The sequence below is a fragment of the Bradyrhizobium sp. R2.2-H genome, assembly GCF_004346455.1.
GTDB lineage: Bacteria > Pseudomonadota > Alphaproteobacteria > Rhizobiales > Xanthobacteraceae > Bradyrhizobium > Bradyrhizobium diversitatis.
Window position 1 is genome coordinate 230,914 of record NZ_SMBR01000002.1, and the last position, 19,219, is coordinate 250,132.

General features: G+C 62.9%; 13 protein-coding genes. 6 read left to right on the forward strand and 7 right to left on the reverse strand.

Annotated elements, in window-relative coordinates:
- Positions 1–138 precede the first annotated feature (138 nt).
- The 4 genes from EDE08_RS05225 to EDE08_RS05240 are packed head-to-tail and all read right to left on the reverse strand — an operon-like array spanning position 139 to position 5,774.
- The gene (locus tag EDE08_RS05225) at positions 139–1,308 is read right to left on the reverse strand and encodes a glycosyltransferase (RefSeq protein WP_131867829.1); all 1,170 of its coding nucleotides are present in this window, start codon (positions 1,306–1,308) and stop codon (positions 139–141) included.
- A gap of 10 nt (positions 1,309–1,318) precedes the next feature.
- Positions 1,319–3,103 carry an asparagine synthase (glutamine-hydrolyzing) gene (gene asnB / locus EDE08_RS05230; RefSeq protein WP_131867831.1) on the reverse strand — a complete coding sequence of 595 codons (1,785 nt, stop codon included), beginning with the start codon at positions 3,101–3,103 and terminating at the stop codon, positions 1,319–1,321.
- Positions 3,104–3,156: 53 nt separating this feature from the next.
- Positions 3,157–4,131 (reverse strand): aldo/keto reductase, encoded by a 975-nt coding sequence (locus EDE08_RS05235; RefSeq protein ID WP_131867833.1) that lies wholly within the window; start codon positions 4,129–4,131, stop codon positions 3,157–3,159.
- On the reverse strand, positions 4,128–5,774 hold the full coding sequence (locus EDE08_RS05240) for an FAD-dependent oxidoreductase (RefSeq protein ID WP_131867835.1): 1,647 nt from the start codon (positions 5,772–5,774) through the stop codon (positions 4,128–4,130). Before EDE08_RS05240 ends, EDE08_RS05235 begins: the two co-directional genes overlap by 4 nt.
- Positions 5,775–6,424: 650 nt before the next feature.
- Between EDE08_RS05240 and EDE08_RS38980 the strand changes: the two genes are divergently transcribed.
- The 4 genes from EDE08_RS38980 (at position 6,425) to fcl (ending at position 10,785) form a co-directional block, all read left to right on the forward strand.
- Positions 6,425–7,222: a hypothetical protein gene (locus EDE08_RS38980; RefSeq protein ID WP_132013654.1), complete on the forward strand. Its 798-nt coding sequence runs from the start codon at positions 6,425–6,427 to the stop codon at positions 7,220–7,222.
- 227 nt (positions 7,223–7,449) lie between these two features.
- Entirely contained in the window at positions 7,450–8,655 is a 1,206-nt protein-coding gene (locus EDE08_RS05245; RefSeq protein ID WP_245524724.1) for an MBOAT family O-acyltransferase, read from the forward strand.
- A gap of 122 nt (positions 8,656–8,777) precedes the next feature.
- Entirely contained in the window at positions 8,778–9,851 is a 1,074-nt protein-coding gene (gmd, locus tag EDE08_RS05250; RefSeq protein ID WP_131867839.1) for a GDP-mannose 4,6-dehydratase, read from the forward strand.
- A complete protein-coding gene (gene fcl / locus EDE08_RS05255; protein WP_502700570.1) occupies positions 9,829–10,785 on the forward strand; it encodes a GDP-L-fucose synthase in 957 nt (318 codons plus the stop codon). Before gmd ends, fcl begins: the two co-directional genes overlap by 23 nt.
- A gap of 62 nt (positions 10,786–10,847) precedes the next feature.
- Here the strand turns inward: fcl and EDE08_RS05260 are convergent, their stop codons facing one another.
- From EDE08_RS05260 to EDE08_RS05270, 3 genes are all read right to left on the reverse strand, one after another.
- Complete coding sequence (locus EDE08_RS05260) at positions 10,848–12,617, reverse strand: carbamoyltransferase family protein (protein ID WP_131867843.1); 1,770 nt, start codon at positions 12,615–12,617, stop codon at positions 10,848–10,850.
- Between the two features lie 125 nt (positions 12,618–12,742).
- Entirely contained in the window at positions 12,743–14,929 is a 2,187-nt protein-coding gene (locus EDE08_RS05265) for a glycosyl hydrolase family 28-related protein (RefSeq protein WP_165935756.1), read from the reverse strand.
- 67 nt (positions 14,930–14,996) lie between these two features.
- The gene (locus tag EDE08_RS05270) at positions 14,997–15,926 is read right to left on the reverse strand and encodes a peptidylprolyl isomerase (protein ID WP_131867847.1); all 930 of its coding nucleotides are present in this window, start codon (positions 15,924–15,926) and stop codon (positions 14,997–14,999) included.
- Between the two features lie 504 nt (positions 15,927–16,430).
- On the opposite strand from EDE08_RS05270, the gene EDE08_RS05275 reads away from it, so the two are divergent.
- Both EDE08_RS05275 and EDE08_RS05280 read left to right on the forward strand, forming a co-directional pair.
- Positions 16,431–17,930 (forward strand): substrate-binding domain-containing protein, encoded by a 1,500-nt coding sequence (locus EDE08_RS05275; RefSeq protein ID WP_245524705.1) that lies wholly within the window; start codon positions 16,431–16,433, stop codon positions 17,928–17,930.
- 201 nt (positions 17,931–18,131) lie between these two features.
- Positions 18,132–18,938 (forward strand): hypothetical protein, encoded by an 807-nt coding sequence (locus EDE08_RS05280; protein ID WP_131867851.1) that lies wholly within the window; start codon positions 18,132–18,134, stop codon positions 18,936–18,938.
- Positions 18,939–19,219 lie beyond the last annotated feature (281 nt).

Consider the following 19,219-nt stretch of genomic DNA (forward strand, 5'->3'; position numbering starts at 1 on the left):
GTTTCTGATATCATTACGCATGTGACATTATCACTATAACGATAAGACAGATAACAATTGGGATGGGGCGTCAGTCTTCGGTGATAGCTACGTCCCGCCGAGGAGCCGGGTCGCCAATCGCGTTCCGGCGCTCCTCCATCAGGTGCGCGGCGCCGCCTGCAGGCCGGTGACCACATCGATTAATGCCGTCGCCATCCGGTCGACGCTGAAGCGTTCCTGGAAAAGCGCGCGCGTGCGTTCGGTCATTGCCACGCGCTCGTCCGGCTCCATCGCCAGCCAAGCCTTGAGAAGGTCGAGCGTGCCTGCTGCGGAATCCTCGGCAACGAGGCCGGCCTGCGCTGCGACGACCTCCCGCCAGATATTGACCTTGTTGGAGATCAAGACAGGCAGTCCGCAGCCGAGCGCTTCCGCAACGGAAATGCCGAAATTTTCCTGATGTGACGGAAGCATAAAGGCTTCGCTGGCGTAGAACGCACCCCATTTGGCGTCCCCTTCCAGCATGCCCGGCCAGGTGATCCTCTCGGCCAGCCCAAGCGTCCTGGCCCGAGCCTTGAGTTCTCCTACCCATCCGGTCTGGTCTGGCCCGGCCAGCAGCAGGTGGAGGCGCGGTTCCCTGGCGGCGACCTGTGCAAAGGCCTCGACCACGAGGTCGCAACCCTTCTTGGCGTGAAGCCGGCCCAGGAACAGCAGCACGCGCTTGCCGCGCAACTCTGGATGATCGGCGAGGAAAGCTTCCCGAAGCGGCTCGGCATGTTGCGGCGGCAGGCGCGTACCATAGGAGATGACACGTTCGCGAGCCTGATACGGCCAGAACGATTGCCGCGCCAACAGCCGCTCGTCCTCGCTGGTAAAGAGGACGGCGGCGGCATCGCGCAGCACCCGGTATTCGGCGAAGGGCCAATAGATCAGCTTCTTGAGGTGCTTGAGCGGGTAGGCCTGGTTGAACCAGGGATCCAGCATTCCGTGAGTGAATATCACGTAAGGGCGCCGCAATTGGCGCATCACCTGCCAGGCCGCGAAGCTGTGATACTGCCAGAGGCCATTGACGACAACGGCATCGTAGCTCGCCGCGTGAGCACGCAGCCAGGAACGCAGCGAGGCCGCGTAATAATAACCGCCCCGACGCGGCGGACCCAGCGCGTGAACCGGAAGGGGGAAGGCACTCACATGTGGTGCGCCGGGATCATCGGAGCACGCTACTTCGACCTCGTGGCCCATCTCCCGCAGGCGAAGGCCGCGCTGCAGGACGCCCTCGATCGGCCCGCCAAACCGGCGATCGACGGAGGAGACGACGTGCAGAAGTTTCATCGCCTTCCCCTCACGCTGCCGCGAAGTGTCCGTAGAGCTGCTTTGCCCAGTCCCGATATTGCATGACACCGCGCCTCGCCCCGGGATTGAGCCATTGATGGATTGGGACGGAGAATCCGGTTTTTGGTCGATTGAGTATCTCTTCCGGCAGGTGTGGCGCGACGCGGCGAACGATGGTGCGCTTCTCGCTCGCCGCATCGAGGTCCGGTAACTCGATGAAGTCGCGAAGCAAGTGCAGGTCGACCAGCGGCACGCGGATTTCGATCGAGTGAGCCATGCCCGCCCAATCGGCGTCACGGAGCAATTGGTTACGCATGTACCATTGCATTTCGAGCGCCGAGACCGCGATGCGATCGCGATCCAGCCCATGGATGCTCGCCTCGAGGCGGTCCATCGTCGCCAACTCCTGCAAGCCCTCCTTCGCCATGGCCGGGTCCATCAACTCGGTGAGCTCCCAAGGCATGTGAAGCGCTCGCCGGAGGAGATAGGCCCCCGCAAGGCTATGGCCGTACTCGGCTAGCCCGGCATATTTCGGCGACGGCATGAATGAGGAAAATGGTTGGGCGAGGCGGCGCAACAGAACTCCGGCGCGAGCGCTGACCGGAGTACGCTGCATCAGCTTCACGAGCTTCGGCACCTGGTCGAAACTGGGATAAGATCCGAACAGTTCGTCGCCGCCGAGCCCCGAGATGGCGACCTTGAGGCCTTGTGCGGCAGCGGCTCTGGAAACGAACCAGACGTTGATGCCGTCGATCGAAGGCTGGTCCATTGCATCGATCAACCGCTCGCGATCGCTCTTGAAGTCGTGCGCGGAGATGCGGTGCAGGGTATGTCTTGCATCGAGCAAGCTTGCTACTTCACCGGCCAGTCCCCCCTCGTCGTGAGGGCCGTCGGCGTATTCGTTGAAGCCGAGGGTGATCGTGCGCAGTTCTCCCGCATGCGCGGCGCAGGCCGCGAGCATCGTGGAGTCGAGACCCGCCGACAGGAACACGCCGACCGGTACGTCGGCCACCATGTGGGCGGCGACGCTGTCTTTGACTGCCGCAGCGATCTGCTCGAGCGCGTCGCCTGCACGACCTCTCGCAGCCGACGGCAGATGGCCGAGCGCGTCGATGACGTTGGCAAAGCTCACCGGCGGTGTCGCGTGTCCGTTTCCAAAACGCTGCCAATGACCGGGCGGCAGGGCGCGGATTCCGCGATGGAGCGTGTAGGGCTCAGGGACCGATCCCCAGAGCAGGAAGCCCGCGTGGCCGGCTGGCTCGGGCCTGCGGTCGATGGGCGTCAGGAGCAGCGGCTTGACCTGCGATGCGAAGCGAACCGTGCGGCCGTCGTCGGCAACGTAGAGCGGCTTTACGCCGAAGGGATCGCGGGCCAGCAGCAACTCCCGCCGCCCGGCATCCCACAGCGCGAAGGCGTACATACCACGCAGATCTTCGAACATACGGGTGCCCCGCCGGGCATAGAGCTTCAGCAGGACTTCGGTGTCGGAGAGCGTGCGCGTCGCAACGCCTTCGCTATTCAAGCGAGCGCGCAAGGCCTGATGATTGTAGATCTCCCCGTTGAAGCAGATCCAGTTGCCGGTCTCCGGATCGAGCATGGGCTGCGCGCCGCCTTCACTCAGATCGATGATGGCGAGCCGCCGATGCGCAAATCCGACGCGCATGTCCTCAGACAGCCAAATGCCGGCCGCGTCGGGACCGCGCGCGGTCATGGCGTCCCGAACGCGCAGCAGTTCGGACCTGTCGACCCGGGGGGCATCGGCGCCGTAGGCGAATGAGCCGTTGACTGCGCACATGGCTCAGTATTCCCCAGCTGAGAAACGCCGTGGCGAGGTGTCAGGACGATGCATCAGGATGCTCCCGCCAGGGCGTGGGTTGCGGTCAGCGCGTCTCGCAAGGCGGAGGCAAGCGCCGGCGCCGGCGTTGCTCTGCATGCCGCCAGGTTGCGCTGCATGTGTTCGGTCCGGAACATCGAGACGATCACGATGCCGTCGGGATTGTTGGCGAACGCGAAGTGCACAAGCAGATCCGCAGCGCCTTCCGGCAATTCGATCCCGTGGTCGCGCGCAACGGCACTGACGTGCCTGGCGCGGTCATCGGAAAGGCCGGCGACGGCCAGCCTGGCATCGGCATCGAATGCCCCGTGCGTCACGAGCAGAGGGGGAGCGGAGAACAGCACGCGCAGACTCGGGGCGGCGTTCGATAGCGGAGTGTCGCGAAACTGCGCGATGTCGATCGGCTTTCCGCTGCGGGCGGCTGCAATCACGCTGGCTGGCTCGCCTGCAACGGACAGGGCGCGTACGTATCCCTTTTCGACAAGGCGGCGCAGCCGGTCGAAAATGTGGTCGCTCGCGGCCTCGTCGGGTGTCGGGTCGTGCAGCGCAAGAACGTCGACATAGTCCGTTCCAAGTGCGCGGAGGCTGTTCATCACAGACCTCTCGATCTCCTCCGCGTCGATGGCCGCTCGCGTTCCGGTCGAGCGAGCTCCGGACGCTATCCGCCGCAGGGCGGGAAACGAGGCAATAGCGTGGCGGGCGGCGGGTCGAAGCAGTCGTGCGGTGAGCGACAGCTGCGGCGGAGCGATGCCGAATTTGGTGCAGATCGCGACTTTGTCGCGCCGCCCGCGAAGACATTGGCCGAGCAGCGTTTCCGCACGACCATCGCCATAGGGAGGAGCGACGTCAAACCAACTGACGCCAAGGTCGAGCGCGCGCGCCACCGCGCGCTGGCCTTCCGATGCTGAAATGCGCGAGCCCAGCGACGCGCAGCCAAAACCGATGGCCGAAACCTGGCGACCCAGCTTCGGAACACGGACCAGTCTCATGCCGCTGCTCCAAGATACCCGGCGCGTGCGTTCTCCGATAGGTGCGCAGCCAGTCTCAACGCCAGCGCTACGGCCGAGAAGGTTGGGTTCGCGTGGCTGGAGGAGACGAATACCGAGCTGGATGCCACGTAGAGGTTTTCGATGCCGTGGATACGGCAGTCCGCGTCGACGACGCTGTCCTCTGCGCTCATGCCCATGCGGGTCGTGCCGATCTGATGGAAGCCGTCTTTGGCCTGACGCAATACGCTGGCGATGCGCGCTTCCGCCGGCACGTGGTAGTCGAGACGTCCGTATCCGGACTCGCGCAGCGACTGGTCGAGGATCTCATGGGCGCGAACGACGGACTGAGCGTCGACCTCCGAAAAGCGTATGTCGACATCGAGGAAGGGGAGCCCCAGCACATCCTTGCGGTCGGACAGGCTGACACGGGAGTTGCCGTTGGGTGCCTGTTCGGCCAGGAAATGCAGCGCATAGCGGCCCTCTGCGCTCCGTATGAGGAAGCCCGGCCGCCGAGGCTTGGCGAGAAATCGCTCCTGCACGATGGTGGCGAGATCCTGCAGCGTTGCGAACGGTGACCGCAACACGTTGAGCAGATGGTCGCTCCAGCGATGCGGCGCCGGCCCGACGTGAATTGCGCGGATGGCTTCTGGCAGCAGCCGTCGGCCGATCGGCGGTATGGCGAGCGCCATCCAGACCAAGGAGAGAATGCCGTTGCGGTGCGCGGCGTTGTGGAACGGCGGGTTGTCGAGCCAGAAGGCGATGTTGAGGAGTTTTTCGCGCTGCTGCACGTCGGCCGCAAGTGTGAAGCGCCTCCGTACATAAAGCCCCTCGTCGAGAAAGAAGTCGTGAGCCGATGCAGTGTCGGGGTCCGTGAAAACCACGTCGGCGATCTTTCCGGAAGCGTGCCCCATGTAGAAACGGCCGAGGGCGCTGCCGAGCAGACCGGGCCGATTCTGCTGCGCGACCAGCAGCAGCCGCGTTGTTTCCAGACCGCCGCAAGCCAGCACCGTCGAGTGCGCGGTGATACGTCGCCTCTGATTAGCATTGCAAGCGGTCAGTTCCACGACGCGGCGACCGTCATCCGACACCTTGAATTCCGTCACGGTCGCACCCAGCACGACCCTGATGAGGGAGGATTGCGCGAGACGCGCGCGATTCCTGCGCCCGGCGTCGTTCTCCGCCGTCCAGCGTTCGAGCTGGTCGGTTCGGACGTCGCCCAGCGACGTCGATACGGGCGAAGTGGTGAAACGAGCAGGGCCAATCCCGAAGAAAGCAGCCGCTGCTTCATACCAGGATGATATCTCCCGATGCGTGATGGGCCAAACAACGCCGGGAACGTGGGGGCGAATGGCGAAATCGACTTGGTCGAACGGAACGCAGCGCCCGCCCCACCAGCGCGACGTTCCACCCAGCCCGCGGCAGATTGCGACCTGCGTCGGCGCGTGCCGCTGTTCGTCGACCAAATGGGCAGTCGACAGTGAAGCCGCGAATTCGTCCGAGCCCTCGTGCCCGGATTCCACCAGGACCACGGAAAGGCCGCGTTCTTCACATGCGAGCGCGAGAGCGATGCCAACGGGCCCGCCGCCGACCACGCAAACGTCGCAAGGTCCGAGTTCGCCGACATCAGCGAATGAGATCAGCATCTCGCATCTCGTTCGATACCGCAGAGGTCGTAATCGTGACCGTTACCGTCATGCTCTACCCCGAAATCATGCGCGAGACTGGCTTTGCGCGTCGTCCCGCGCACAAGCGAACGCGGGCTTCTCTAGCCAATGTTAGTTATCATCGCAATCCGGCGTTTAATGTGATGGTGTCCGAATGATATCGTCAAACTGTAATGTTTTTTTGCTATCGGCTGCCTCTCGGGTAGCACGGGTAGACCGGATCGTAGCTGCGACATGCGCGGCGATGATCCGCGGCTCGCAGGTCGGAGCGAGTGCTCTATCGGCGTGACCACCCGGCGTCCTCCCGCTGCAGCGTAGTCCCGTGAGTTGTCTCGGAAATGTCCAAGCCACGCCGGCACCAACCTTCCGAAAAGCTGTCGCTCGTTTCGAACCTGCCGCGACCGGCGATCGATGTGACGGAGGCACTCGGCGGCTCGGGAGGGCACCACGCAATCGATATTTCGACTGCGGCGCAGACGGGATCCTGGATCAGGCGAGCAGGGATATTTGTCCTGCTCTTCGGTGCGGTCTGGATTGCGCTGGGGGCGGCCTACCTTTTTCTTCCTTTCCTCAAGGCGGGCTCGGTCGTCATTGCCGACGCAAAGTTCGACACGCTCGTCAAGAATCCGATGTTCGATCCGCTCGACCGGCATCGTGTCATGGTGTTTGGCCACAGCAAGATCCTCGCGGCCTTCCGGCCGCGCGATCTCGACGCCGAGGTGGGACCGCACTTCCGCTCCTACAATTTGGGACTGCCCGGAGAAGTGCGCTTCCTTCCCATCCTGGAGGCCGCTTTGGCGGCGGGCAACATCCCGACGCACGTGCTTTTGACGATCCCCTGGGACGGGAAAGCCGAAGCCGAGGGACTTGCCGCGCTGCTGCACGACGACAATCGCCTCGCCGGTACGCTTTTCCCGTTCCGCGCCTTGCCCCGCGATGCCGCGCTGTTTCTCCTCCAGAACCGAAATCGGCTTGCGGAAGCGGTGCGCGACGTGGAAGCGCAGCAGTCGGCCATGATCGAAGACAGGGGTTGGTACTTCATTAAGTCGCAGAGCCAATATTCCGATGACCGGCTGCCGACCGACTATTCGCTACCGACCGACAATGCCGCCCGGAGCCAACCTCGTCTCATTCCCGGATTATCCCATGTGCGCGGTCGGCTCGAACATCTCGCGCGCAAGTATGGGTTTCAGGTGATTTTCATTCCAGGGCTTTTTCGCGAAGGCGAGGTGGCGCCGTGCGCGGCGTCCGACCAGCTGCGGATGACGGTCATGTCCGAGTGGCCGCTGATCCGCGTGATCGGGCCCGACTATTTCGTCTATCCGCCGGCGCTCTTTGCCGATCCCCAGCACATGAACCCGAGCGGTGCAAAGGTTTTTACGGCAGATTTGGCCAGACTTCTGAAGGCGACCGGAGCATTCGACTGATGCTCTTCAATTCGTTCGAGTTCCTGACGTTTTTCGTGGCGTTTCTTGCGGTCTTCTTTGGTCTGCCGAAGCGGACACAGCCGATCGTACTGCTGATCGCGAGCTACGTGTTCTATATGAGCTGGCGTCCTTCCTTCGGGCTCTTGCTCGCACTGACCACGGCGGTGGACTACACGACCGCACTGATGATGGCGCGTTCCCGGACGGAAGGCGGCCGCAGGGCGGCGATGATATTGGCGCTGTCCATCAATCTCGGCATTCTCGCGACGGTGAAGTATCTGGACTTCTTCATCGCGAACGTGATCGGTGCGGCCGGACTGTTCGGCTACGTCATTCCGGATTACGCGCTGGGGCTCGCGCTGCCGCTCGGCATCTCCTTTTACACGTTTCAGTCGATCGGCTACACCCTGGACGTCTATTATCGGAAGGTCGAGGCCGAGCGCGACTTCCTCACCTATGCCCAATATGTGAGCTTCTTTCCGCAACTGATTGCCGGCCCAATCGAGCGTGCCGGGCATATGCTGCCGCAGTTTCGGACCGTGCATCGGTTGTCTTTTCCGGATCTGAACGCCGGCCTGTTTTTGATCGGCTTCGGATTGTTCAAGAAGATGTGCATCGCTGACGTCGTGTCTCCGGTGGTCAATGGGATCTATGCGAATTCCGAACAATATTCGGGAAGCTACCAACTGCTGGCCGTCGTCCTCTTCGCCATTCAGATCTATTGCGACTTCTCCGGATATTCCGACATAGCCCGTGGGACGGCGCGGATCATGGGGTTCGATCTCATGATCAACTTTCGGCAGCCGTATTTCGTCAGCAGCCTGAACGAGTTCTGGCGTTGCTGGCACATATCTCTCTCCAGCTGGTTTCGCGACTATCTCTTCATTCCTCTCGGCGGCAGCCGCGGCAGCGAGTGGACCACCGCGCGCAATCTGATGATCGTGTTCGCAGTCAGTGGAATATGGCACGGCGCTGCTTGGACCTTCGTTGCCTGGGGCGTGCTGCACGGAACCGGTCTGGTGCTCGAGCGCGCCTTCGCGAGGGTCGCAAGGGTGGAGCTTTGGTTGAACCGGACCGCCCGACGGCTGCTCGGCTGGGTCTGGACGATGGCGATCGTGCTGGCAGGCTGGGTCTTCTTTCGTTCGACCAGCCTCGCCAATGCATTTGTCGCGTTCCGAAGCCTCGGCGAGTTCGGTCCGGTGTCATACGGCACGCTCAAGATGCTTGGGCTCGCGAGCGTGGAATTGGCGATGCTGGGGGTCTCGCTGCTCATCCTGTTTGTGGTCGACTTCCACCTCGCATTCCGCCCACAGCGGCTTCAGGCGCTCAGTGAAATACGCTGGCTTCCCACAGGCGCAGGCGTGGCGCTCGCATACTACATCATACTGTTCGGCATTTTTGGTCATGCCGAGTTCATCTACTTCCAGTTCTGAGCAGGGGCGGATGTGCAGCACTTGGGAAGTGATCGTGTGGGTATGGGTTGGCCGGTGTGTCAAGCAGGCCCCGGGTGGGGACGGCATGCGGTATCGCGAATTTGCAGCAGTAGGGTGTGGAAATGGGTAAGCGGATCGCTCTCATCACCGGCGTGACCGGGCAGGACGGCGCCTATCTTGCCGAATATCTGTTGTCGCTCGGCTACGTGGTGCACGGCATCAAGCGGCGCTCGTCCTCCTTCAACACGGCACGGGTCGATCATCTCTATCAGGACCCCCATGTCGGGGATGTGCCGTTTCTGATGCATTACGGCGACATGACCGACTCCACCAGCCTGATCCGCCTAGTGCAGCAGATCCGGCCGACCGAGATCTACAATCTCGCCGCGCAGAGCCATGTGGCGGTCTCCTTCGAGAGCCCGGAATACACGGCGAACGCTGATGCCGTTGGCGTGCTGCGGCTTCTGGAGGCGATCCGCATCCTTGGCATGGAGAAGGAGACCCGGTTCTACCAGGCCTCGACCTCGGAACTCTATGGCCTTGTGCAGGAGATACCGCAGAAGGAGACCACGCCGTTCTATCCGCGCTCGCCCTACGGCGTCGCAAAACTCTACGGTTACTGGATCACGGTGAACTACCGCGAGGCCTACGGCATGTTCGCCGCGAACGGCATCCTATTCAATCACGAGAGCCCGGTCCGTGGCGAGACGTTCGTGACCCGCAAGATCACGCGCGGCGTGGCGCGCATCGAGGTCGGGCTTGACGAGATGCTTTATCTTGGCAATGTCGAGGCCAAGCGCGACTGGGGCCACGCCAGGGATTATGTCGAAGGCATGCACAAGATCCTCCAGGCCACCAAACCCGATGACTTCGTGCTCGCTACCGGCGAGACGCGCTCGGTGCGCGAGATGGTCGAACTGGCCTTCGCGCAAGTCGGCCGCCGCATCGCATGGCGCGGCAAGGGCGTCGACGAAATCGGCGTAGACGAAAAGAGCGGCAAGACCGTTGTGAAGATCGATCCGGCCTATTTCCGTCCGACCGAGGTCGACATCCTGGTCGGCGACGCCAGCAAGGCGCGCAAGGTGCTGGGCTGGGCGCCGAAGCGGACCTTCACGCAACTGGTCGAGGAGATGGTGGCCAGCGATCTGGCCGAGGCGAAGCGGAATGGAGCCTATGGCAAGCGGCACTCGGTTTGAACTGCAGGGCAAGCGCGTCTACGTCGCCGGCCATCGTGGCATGGTTGGCAGCGCTCTGGTACGGCGGCTGGCGCGGGAGGAGATCGATCTCGTCACGGCGGACCGGCGCGAGCTCGATCTCTGCAGCCAGGCGGCCGTGTTCGATTGGTTCAAGAACATGCGGCCACAGGTCGTATTCCTCGCTGCGGCTAAGGTTGGCGGCATTCTCGCCAACAACACGCTACGCGCCGAGTTCATCTACGACAACATCGCGATCGCTTCCAATGTGATCCACGCCGCCCATCTGAACGGCGTCGAGAAGCTGATGTTTCTGGGATCTTCTTGCATCTATCCCAGGTTGGCACCGCAGCCACTGAGCGAAGACTCCATGCTGACGGGGCCGCTAGAGCCGACCAACGAGCCCTATGCGATCGCCAAGATCGCCGGCATCAAGATGGCCGATGCCTATCGCAGCCAGTACGGCAGCGACTTCCTCAGCGTGATGCCGACCAACCTCTACGGCCCCGGGGACAACTATGAACCCGAGTACAGCCATGTCGTCGCCGCGCTGATCCGGCGCTTCCACGAAGCGAAGGTCACGGGCGCGAGAAGCGTGGTGGTGTGGGGCACCGGCACGCCACGGCGCGAGTTCCTCTATGTCGACGACATGGCGGACGCCTGCGTCCATCTGATGAAGACCTATTCGGATTCGGAGCTCGTCAACATCGGCACGGGCGAGGACATCAGCATCGCCGAATTCGCACGCGTCGTCGCCAAAGTGGTTGGCTACCACGGCGAGATCTCGTTCGATACTTCGCGGCCCGACGGCACACCGCGCAAGCTGCTCGATGTCACCAAGCTCGCCAGGCTCGGCTGGCGCGCCACGACCTTGCTGGAAGAGGGTCTGCGGCGCGCTTATGAGGCCTACCAAAAGACGACGCTGCTTCCGGCCTGACCGAGGGGCAGATCCAGGACGGATCAATCAAGCATCACGTCCCGTGGTGCCTGCAGAACGTTTCACGCGTTTGGCAGAAGATGCGCGTGTTCGGCCTTCACCACGAGATAGCGGCCGAGGCAGATTGCATCGAGGCCGGTCCGCAGGAAGCAGCTCATTGCCTGCTCGGGCGTGTCCACGATCGGCTCGTTCTCGTTGAAGCTTGTGTTGAGCACGATCGGGATGCCGGACAAGGCGCCGAAGCTCTCGATCAGCTCATAATACAGCGGATTGGTCTCACGCGCGATGCTTTGCAGCCGGCCAGTACCATCGACGTGGGTGATGGCCGGAAGCTTCTCCCGCCACTCCGGCCGCAGCTTGACGACGTGCATCATGAAGGGGCTAAAGACGTCCTGCTCGAAATAGGTTGCGACGGCGGGCTGCAGGACGCTGGGTGCGAAGGGACGAAAGCTCTCGCGCCGCTTGATCTTGGCGTTGATGACGTCCTTCATGTCGGGACGCGTCGGGTCGGCGAGGATGGAGCGATTGCCAAGCGCACGCGGCCCCCATTCAGATCGCCCCTGATACCAACCGACGACCAGACCGGCATGCAGCAGTGCGGCAACCGCCTTGGGCACATGCCCATCCCCCAGCTCCCGCATTGGGCACTGGGAAGCTTCGGCGGTCCGCCGCATGGTCTCGTCTGCGTGCGAAGGACCCCAATAGGCGTGCGTCATGTGAAACCGCTCCCGCCCGCCTGCGACATTGTGCCAAGCCCATAGACCAGCACCGACGCAAAGACCGTCGTCGGCCGAAGCGGGTTGCATGTAGGCTTGCTGGAAGGGGGTATCTCGCAGCAGCCGCGCGTTCATGACACCGTTGAGCGCGCATCCGCCCGCATAGGCGACTTGGCTGGCGGGTACAAGATCGTGCAATCGCTTGAAGCAGTGAAGCGAGATCTCCTCGAAGCGCATCTGGCACGAGCGCGCGATGTCTTTCTCGCGCTGTGTCATCTCCTCGTTCCGCTGTCGCGGCGCGGCGAACCTGGCGGTCCATTTGTCCGTGAACAGGCGCATCATGTCGATACGATGGTTGTCGTCCATCTTGTCGCCTTCGCCGCCGCGGTGCATGCCGAAATAGCCGTCGGCCAGCTTGAACCAGCCATCGGAACGGGTCTGGACGAGGTCGCGCATTTCACCCAAATACTTGTCCGTGCCGTAAGGGGCGAGCCCCATGACTTTGTATTCCTCGCCAAAGCCGTCGAACCCGATGAACTGACAGCAGGCCGTGTAGAAGAAGCCCAGGCTGTGGGGCAGGTGGACACGGTCGATCACCTCTATGCTGGTGCCCTCGCAGCGGGCGGCCATCATGCTGGTGAAATCGCCACTGCCGTCATACGAGAATCCGGCGGTCAGGCTTTCGAACGGCGAGCAATAGTAGGAACTGGCGATGTGCGAGAGATGATGCTCGACCGGCACCAGCTTCGCCTTCACCGTGCCCGGGTCCTCTCCGCAGGCCTCGGCGACCATGTCGCTGATGCTGACATCGACCCGTGCACGGCGAATGTGCTCCATGGCGGCCATGCCGCCGGAGATGGGATTGCGCAGCACATAGGATACTTGCGCGGCCCGGTTCTGGGAGGGGTCGCGCGCGACCGCTATCAGGTCGAGCTCCTTCGCCGAGATTCCGCCCATGGCGAGGACGGTGCGGATCGCGTTCTGGGGAAAGGATGGATCGTGTTTGATACGCCGACCGAAGCGCTCCTCGGCGGCTGCAGCGACCACTTTCCCATCGAGGACGAGCGCCGCGGAGGCATCTGGATGGTTGAGGTTCAGGCCGAGGATTGCGGTCATCAGGGCAGCTTTCGGGGATGCTCAGGGCAAGAGATTGCTGTGACGGTTATGTGGGCCGGCGAATGGTTAACTAACAACGGAACATATCATTTGGGTGACTGGGGCGCCGCCGGACACGGGCCGCGCTACTTCTGGATGCGCCTCTCTTCGTTCTTGCGGGATATCCACCACGCGACGCCGCGATCAATGGTCAGCCCTTCGCGCGAGGCGCCCGTGATGTTGTCCTCGATGACGACGTCGCGAACACCTGGCGAGGCGGGGACAAATCCCCTGATCTCGATGTGAGCGTCCTGATCGAGACGATTGCCCCGGATGACGATCGCCTGAACCATTGGCGGACGGTTCGCACTGGTCGATGTCTGGTTTCCGCGCACCAGGATCGAGGCCTCGTTGGAGAAGATCGAGCGTTCGGGGCCCGCGCGATACACGTTGCCCTCGAGTATGTGATTGCCCAGGAACTGCGTTCGCCAGACGGGCTGGAATTGCTCATAGGACAGGCCGAAGGCAGCGAAGCCGCTGGTTCTGTTCGAGTGATTGCCGGCGATGACATGGTCCACCGCCGTTCCATACGCCTGGGCCGCGACGCCCGTGTCCTCGAACGAATTGCCGATGACGAGGTAGTTCTGCTGGGCCTGTGTGACCGTGATTTCCGACGTATGGTCCAGTGAAACCTGGAGGGGGCGATCGAGCGTGATCGACAGGCCGTCCGGCCTGTCCTCCCGCCCCTTGAGGCGGGCATATTGGCCGGTGCCGCGGCCATTCACCACCATGACGGCGGCGTCCGTCCAATCGAGGCCCGCGGGATATTGATTGGGCCGATCGCGAAGCAACAGCCCGTCGGGCTTGGTGCTCTCGGCGCGACCGAAGTAATAGCCGCCGGGTCCGTCCGTCGTCATCGCTTCGCGGTCGAGACCGTAGATGGCCCTGAAGCTGTTGCCACCGATGAAGATGTTCTCGGAGGCGCTGACGAATTTCGAAAGCGTAGTGATCCCGCCTCCGCTGGCTTGCAGATCGGATGAACTCACAGTGTTGTTTTCGAAAATGACCCGCCGCGATCCGACCAAGGAGTAGGCGCCATAGCGTCCGTTGATCAGGATGTTGCCGGTCACGACGGCGTTGCTCGCCTTGAACAGCCTCAACGAGTGTCCCGACCCCAGGACGTCGCAATCGGTGACCTCGACCCGGTCGCCGCTCAACCGGATGCTGTCCGGCGCCGCGGCGGCGTAAAGTCGCTGAAAGTCGTTCATGCGGCGCAGAGCGGCGTCCGGCTCCATCAAGCCTCGAAAGGCCGAGGCTCGAATGCGAACGCGCCTGATGGCAATCTCACCGGCGCCAGGTGCCTGTTGATCGCCGAACTGGAATCCGCCGGATATCACGTGGGGGTGGTTCGAGGCGTAGATCGTGAGATCCTCGATCGCAAACCGCGAGGTTCCGCGGATCAGGGCCGCCGGCAGGCTTTCGAAGTCCGGCCAAAGCAGATTGACGAGATCAGTGCGCTCTCCTCTGAGCTTCACTCCAGGCGGGATGCTGATCATATCGGAGACGAGATATCGCCCTCGCGGGAAGTAGACCGTGCCGCCGCCGGCTTCCTTTGCCGCATCGATCGCAGCCTTGATCGCTCGCGCGTTGTCGAGACGTCCATCTCCGTTTGCGCCGTAGGCCCTAACATCATACTCCTGCCCTGCCGTCGTCGCGGGCGCGCGGACGGTGAGGGGGCCGGCATCGACGGACTCGCTCTCAACTCCGTCTCCGTTCGTGAGCCGCAGGGCATAGCGTCCGGGCTTGACGTCCTTCGGAATGCGGAAGATGCCACGCCACATATCGCCTTTGACGAGAGGGGCATCAATCCGGAGCGAAGTTTCCTCGGCAATCAGCCACAAATGTGCCCGTCCGGAGTCGCGAACAATGTTGCGCCCGAACACCTGAAGCCAGCCGTCCGGCGATGCATCATTGCCGAGATCTCCCTGTCTCCAATAGACACTTGGCAGATTGATCCGTCCGTAGATCGCGCCTTGCGCATGCCTCAATGTGAACCGGTACAGGCCGGGGCCGAAGTTCTTCGGGATCACGAATTTGAGGGAGAGCGGATTGGACTGGAGGATAGGGATGGTCGTTTCCTGTCCGGTGCCACGGTCGGACACGTCGCCTATCTGAGCCACGGTCGCCGATGTGATCTGGTCGAGATCCGAACCGGTGACCATGACAGTCTCGTCCGGTCCAACCGGGTCGTTGAACCAGAACATTACGGGTTGCGCAACTGCGGTGCCACCCCACAGACAGTGCAGCAGGATGCCCAACCGGAGCTTCGTCATTGCGGAGGTCCCGCGGCGCTGCTCGACGCGCCTGCTTGGGTCGGTAGGGCAGGTCATCGCCAAAATGCTATTTGCGGCCGACCGTTTCCTTGTCCGCTCTCTCTGGCGGGTTCATGTGCTCGATCTTGGCTTCGGAGCGGATTTTGTCGACGAGTTCCAGCTGTGCGGCGTTCGCAACGAGAACGGCGAGGCGGTCACGGATCTTGTCATAAGCGACAGGCTGTCGTGTCCGCGCGTCGTCGAGTTTCAAGATGTGCCAGCCGACGGCCGTCTTGAATGGTGCGGAAACTTCGCCCTTCTTCAGCTTGAAGGCAACTTCGGCGTATTCCTTGCCGATCTCGCCGCGCGCGCGCCAGTCGTAGTCTCCGCCTCGGCTCTTGGTCGTCGGATCTTCGGACATTTCGGCGACCACGACGGCAAAGTCCTCGCCCTTGTTGATCCGTGCAATCGCCGCCTGCGCTTTCTGCTCCGCCGCCTTCACCGCACCATCGTCCGCCGGAGGCGAAATCATGAAGACCATGTGTCGCAGATGGAGCTCCGGTTCAGTCGGCGCTCCCTTCACCACGACTTCCTCGTAGGCTTTGCGCATCGCCTCCTCGGTCACTGCTTGCTGCCCGATGATCGTCAGGAAATGGTTGGCAAGCCCCTGGTTGCGCGTAAACGTCGCACGACGTTGCAAGTCGGCCTCGTCCACGATGTTGCGATCCTTGGCGGCCTGTGACAGCAGCACGCCGTCGATCAGTATTTTCACGAGAGTCTCGCGGCGTTCGGCCGGCTCGCGCGCGAGAAGATTGCGGCCGAGAATATCGTCGGCCACTTGAATGTCGCTTTCGAGAACCTTCTGGCCGTTCACGATGGCAACGACGGTTTCGGGCGTTTGAGCCTGGACGGACGCAGGTGTCGCGGCACCGAGCAGAAGGGCAAGCCAGAAGCTCGCAGCACCCGCACGTGCCTTGTCGAAGGGGCGAACCATAAGGATGGCGGACGAGGCGCTCATGTCACTTCCTCTCGTGGGACAGTCGTTGCAGCTCACGCCACTCGTCATGCGTCTGAACTGGTCGAGGCTGCATGTCGAAGCGCGATCACTTTGCGGGGGCGCTTTTTAACGGCTTGACGTTGACGGTGATGTGATGTCGGCAAGACATGTATGTGAAGTCGCGTTATTCGCGATTCGCAGGACCGCGGCTTGCAACAAAGAGTTGTGCGCAGCGACTATCGAACCCGATCCGTTCTTGCCGCAGTATCTTCGGCCTGTGACGGCGCAGCCCTGCGAATAACATTTTCCATGGATGATCGAGCGGCGATTTCCTGCGTATTTTCTTGGCGTTCGTTGATGCGATCATTCTTGGTCTCACGTTTCAATGAGATGATGATATCATAATTCACAAAATAACAATGAAAGTCTCACATATCGCGGTTAGCTTCCGCGGCGCTCCGGGACCCGGCTGCCGGGGTTGGCAGCCAGGGGGATCCAAACAGGGAGAGCAAGACTATGCGAAACATGAAGGCGCTACTTATGGGGTCGGTTGCGTTCGCCGCGATGGGCGTCGCTTCCGAATCCGCACAGGCACAGTCGCTTGCGTTCGGCGCTGGCGCGACGTTCCCGCAGATCGTCTATCGTCAGCTGATGGATTGCATGTACAGCCAGGCCCAGGGCAGCTCCGGCAGGCCGGGTCCGATGGCCAAGGCGGCGAATTGCACCGGCTTCAACACCAGCGGCTTCGGCGGCGTGATGCTGTACGCGGCGACGGGGTCCGGCAACGGCAAGACCGTGCTGCGCACCAACGACAAGACCCAGATCGGCACGCCCTCGTCGTCCGCTCCGGCCTACACCGACTCGAACTGGAACGTGAATAGCACCGCCGACTATGACGGCGTCCAGTTCGTCGGCAGCGACGACGTCGTCAACGCGGCCGATATGACGGCGTGGAACACCGGCGGCGCCAACAGCCCGCAGTCGAAGTTCGGCAACATGATCGCGATCCCGGCCGTGGTCGGCCCGGTCGCGCTGGGCTTCAACGGCAAGGACGGCACCGGTGCGGCGCTGAACATCCTGCCTGCCACCCCGGCCGGCGGCAGCTCCGGCTTCAACCTGTCGCGCAACGCCGTTTGCGGCATCGTCTCCGGTCACATCACCAAGTGGAACAACCCGATCCTGACCGCCCTCAACGGCGGCGTGCTCGGCACCGGCAACATCACCTTCGTGCATCGCACGGACGGCAGCGGCACCACCTTCCTGTTCTCCAATGCCCTGGTTGAACAGTGCCGTTACGAGTTCGGTCCCAACAACGAGACCGACTCGACCGTCGTCTCCTACGCCTTCCCCTGGACCGACCGTGCGCAGGCCTGCTCCACCCCGCTGGTTCCGCGCGGTGCGAACCAGCTCAACTGGCCGGATCAGTTCGCGACCAACCAGTGCGGCACTTCGAATGCCAATCCGGGCGGCGGCACCTTCGCCAACGCTTCGGGCAGCGGCGCGCTCGTCACTCTCGTCACCAACACCAACGGTGCGATCGGCTACGCGTCGTCCGACTTCTGGCTGCCTGTCAAGGTCGGTGGCCTGAAGACCGCGAACCTGCAGTCGCAGTGGGACATCACCGCTTCGACCGGCCAGTTCCAGCCGCCGACCCCGGCTGCCGCGCAGAAGGCGATGGCGACCGCCATTCCGCAGATGGACGCCTCGAGCCGTGCCAACCCGCTGACCTGGAGCCTTCAGGGCGTGAACGCGAATCCGGTGGTCGCCGGTTCGTACCCGATCTCCGGTTTCTCGTGGATCATGATGTACCAGTGCTACCAGACCCACGCGAACGGCAACAACGCCTTTATCTGGTTCAAGACCTGGCTCGACTTCGTGTACGGCACCAGCGCGGCCGGCATCTTCAACGAGAACGGCTTCGCCCAGGTCCCGTCGGTGTGGCAGAACGAAATCTACTCGCTGCTCAACGACCCCACCAACGGTCCGCAGGGCAGCGGCTGCTCCGGCAAGGTCGGCGCTTACTGATCGCTGCTCGGGCTCCGGTCCGATCAACGATCCGAGACTGTGCACCCGGCGTCAGCCGGGTGCATTTTTTGCTGTGTCGCATGACAGGGCCATCGCGAGGCAGGGGAACGCGGCGCCGAAGTGATAACCGTTTCACATGGCGTCACATCGGTGATAAGACGCAACGTTATCGCTCGGGGTCGAGCAAGGACCGCCTCTGCCATGTCGCTGCGCCTTCTTGTCATGTCGTTTGCGGGCGTCCTCGTATTGGGGGCGGTCGCGGCCGTCGGTGCACCGTCGGCGATGGATGTCATCGCGACCGAGCCCGCCGAGGATCTGTTCGCGACGAAACCGGCCGATCCTACGCCGGGCGCGACGAGCCCGACGATGTCCGGGCGTGCGGCAGCCGCTCCCGAGCGCGCGCCGGCTGCCGGCCTTCCGCAGCGTGCGCTCGGCGACAATCCGCTATGGGCAATTCCGTTGGCACGTCTGACGGCAACGCGCGAGCGGCCCTTGTTCGCGCCGACCCGGCGTCCGCCCGCGGTCGCGCCGGTGGCGATGCCCGCGCCTCCGCCGGGGCCGCCGCCCAAGCCGGAAACGCCGCAGCTGTCCTTGCTCGGAACCATCATCGGCGCCGAAAAGATCGGCCTCTTTCTGGACGCCCGCAGCAAGTCGGTGGTCCGGCTGAGGGCCGGCGAAAATCACAATGGATGGACGCTCCGCGCGGTCGAGCGGCGGCGGGTCGAACTGGCAAGGGGCCTCGATCAGGCCGTGCTCGATCTCCCGGCGCCGGACGTGAAAGGAAGCGGGACGCCTGGCGCCCCCATGCTTGCGGGGCCGCCGCCGATGCCGGCCGTGCCGCCGGCGATGCCCGCTGCACCGACCGCCCAGCCGCCCGTTGCGGCCAACGATGGCACCTATGTTCATCCGGGCGCCAACATGAACCTGCCGATCGGCCGGGCCATGCCTGCCAATCTCCGATTGCCGCCCGGTCTCGTCAATCCGCTCGCCAATCGGGGTCCGCGCTGACCCCGCCTGCCGCCGGCGCTTTATCTGCGACTGATCGGCACGCCGGACGGCCTGATCCGCGCCATTCGCCATGTTATTTGATATCATAACGCCGGTGGCATCTGTCGTCAGTGCTACAATTCTGACATATCAATGTTAGTAAACGAAAGGTAAATGCGCCGCACGGGCCTGCCTTGCGGTTGCCCGGCTGGAACCATTCGATTTGAAGGTGCTGCGGCGTGCCCCATCCTGACAATGTTATGCCGTCCCCGGGCGCAACTGCTCGGGGCTCTCGCCGGGCC

Excerpts from the sequence above, each read along its gene's own strand:
- EDE08_RS05225 (WP_131867829.1), bottom strand. The coding sequence starts at position 1,308 with ATGAAACTTCTGCACGTCGTCTCCTCCGTCGATCGCCGGTTTGGCGGG.
- asnB (WP_131867831.1), bottom strand. The coding sequence starts at position 3,103 with ATGTGCGCAGTCAACGGCTCATTCGCCTACGGCGCCGATGCCCCCCGG.
- EDE08_RS05235 (WP_131867833.1), bottom strand. The coding sequence starts at position 4,131 with ATGAGACTGGTCCGTGTTCCGAAGCTGGGTCGCCAGGTTTCGGCCATC.
- EDE08_RS05240 (WP_131867835.1), bottom strand. The coding sequence starts at position 5,774 with ATGCTGATCTCATTCGCTGATGTCGGCGAACTCGGACCTTGCGACGTT.
- EDE08_RS38980 (WP_132013654.1), top strand. The coding sequence starts at position 6,425 with ATGTTCGATCCGCTCGACCGGCATCGTGTCATGGTGTTTGGCCACAGC.
- EDE08_RS05245 (WP_245524724.1), top strand. The coding sequence starts at position 7,450 with ATGATATTGGCGCTGTCCATCAATCTCGGCATTCTCGCGACGGTGAAG.
- gmd (WP_131867839.1), top strand. The coding sequence starts at position 8,778 with ATGGGTAAGCGGATCGCTCTCATCACCGGCGTGACCGGGCAGGACGGC.
- fcl (WP_502700570.1), top strand. The coding sequence starts at position 9,829 with ATGGCAAGCGGCACTCGGTTTGAACTGCAGGGCAAGCGCGTCTACGTC.
- EDE08_RS05260 (WP_131867843.1), bottom strand. The coding sequence starts at position 12,617 with ATGACCGCAATCCTCGGCCTGAACCTCAACCATCCAGATGCCTCCGCG.
- EDE08_RS05265 (WP_165935756.1), bottom strand. The coding sequence starts at position 14,929 with ATGACGAAGCTCCGGTTGGGCATCCTGCTGCACTGTCTGTGGGGTGGC.
- EDE08_RS05270 (WP_131867847.1), bottom strand. The coding sequence starts at position 15,926 with ATGAGCGCCTCGTCCGCCATCCTTATGGTTCGCCCCTTCGACAAGGCA.
- EDE08_RS05275 (WP_245524705.1), top strand. The coding sequence starts at position 16,431 with ATGAAGGCGCTACTTATGGGGTCGGTTGCGTTCGCCGCGATGGGCGTC.
- EDE08_RS05280 (WP_131867851.1), top strand. The coding sequence starts at position 18,132 with ATGTCGCTGCGCCTTCTTGTCATGTCGTTTGCGGGCGTCCTCGTATTG.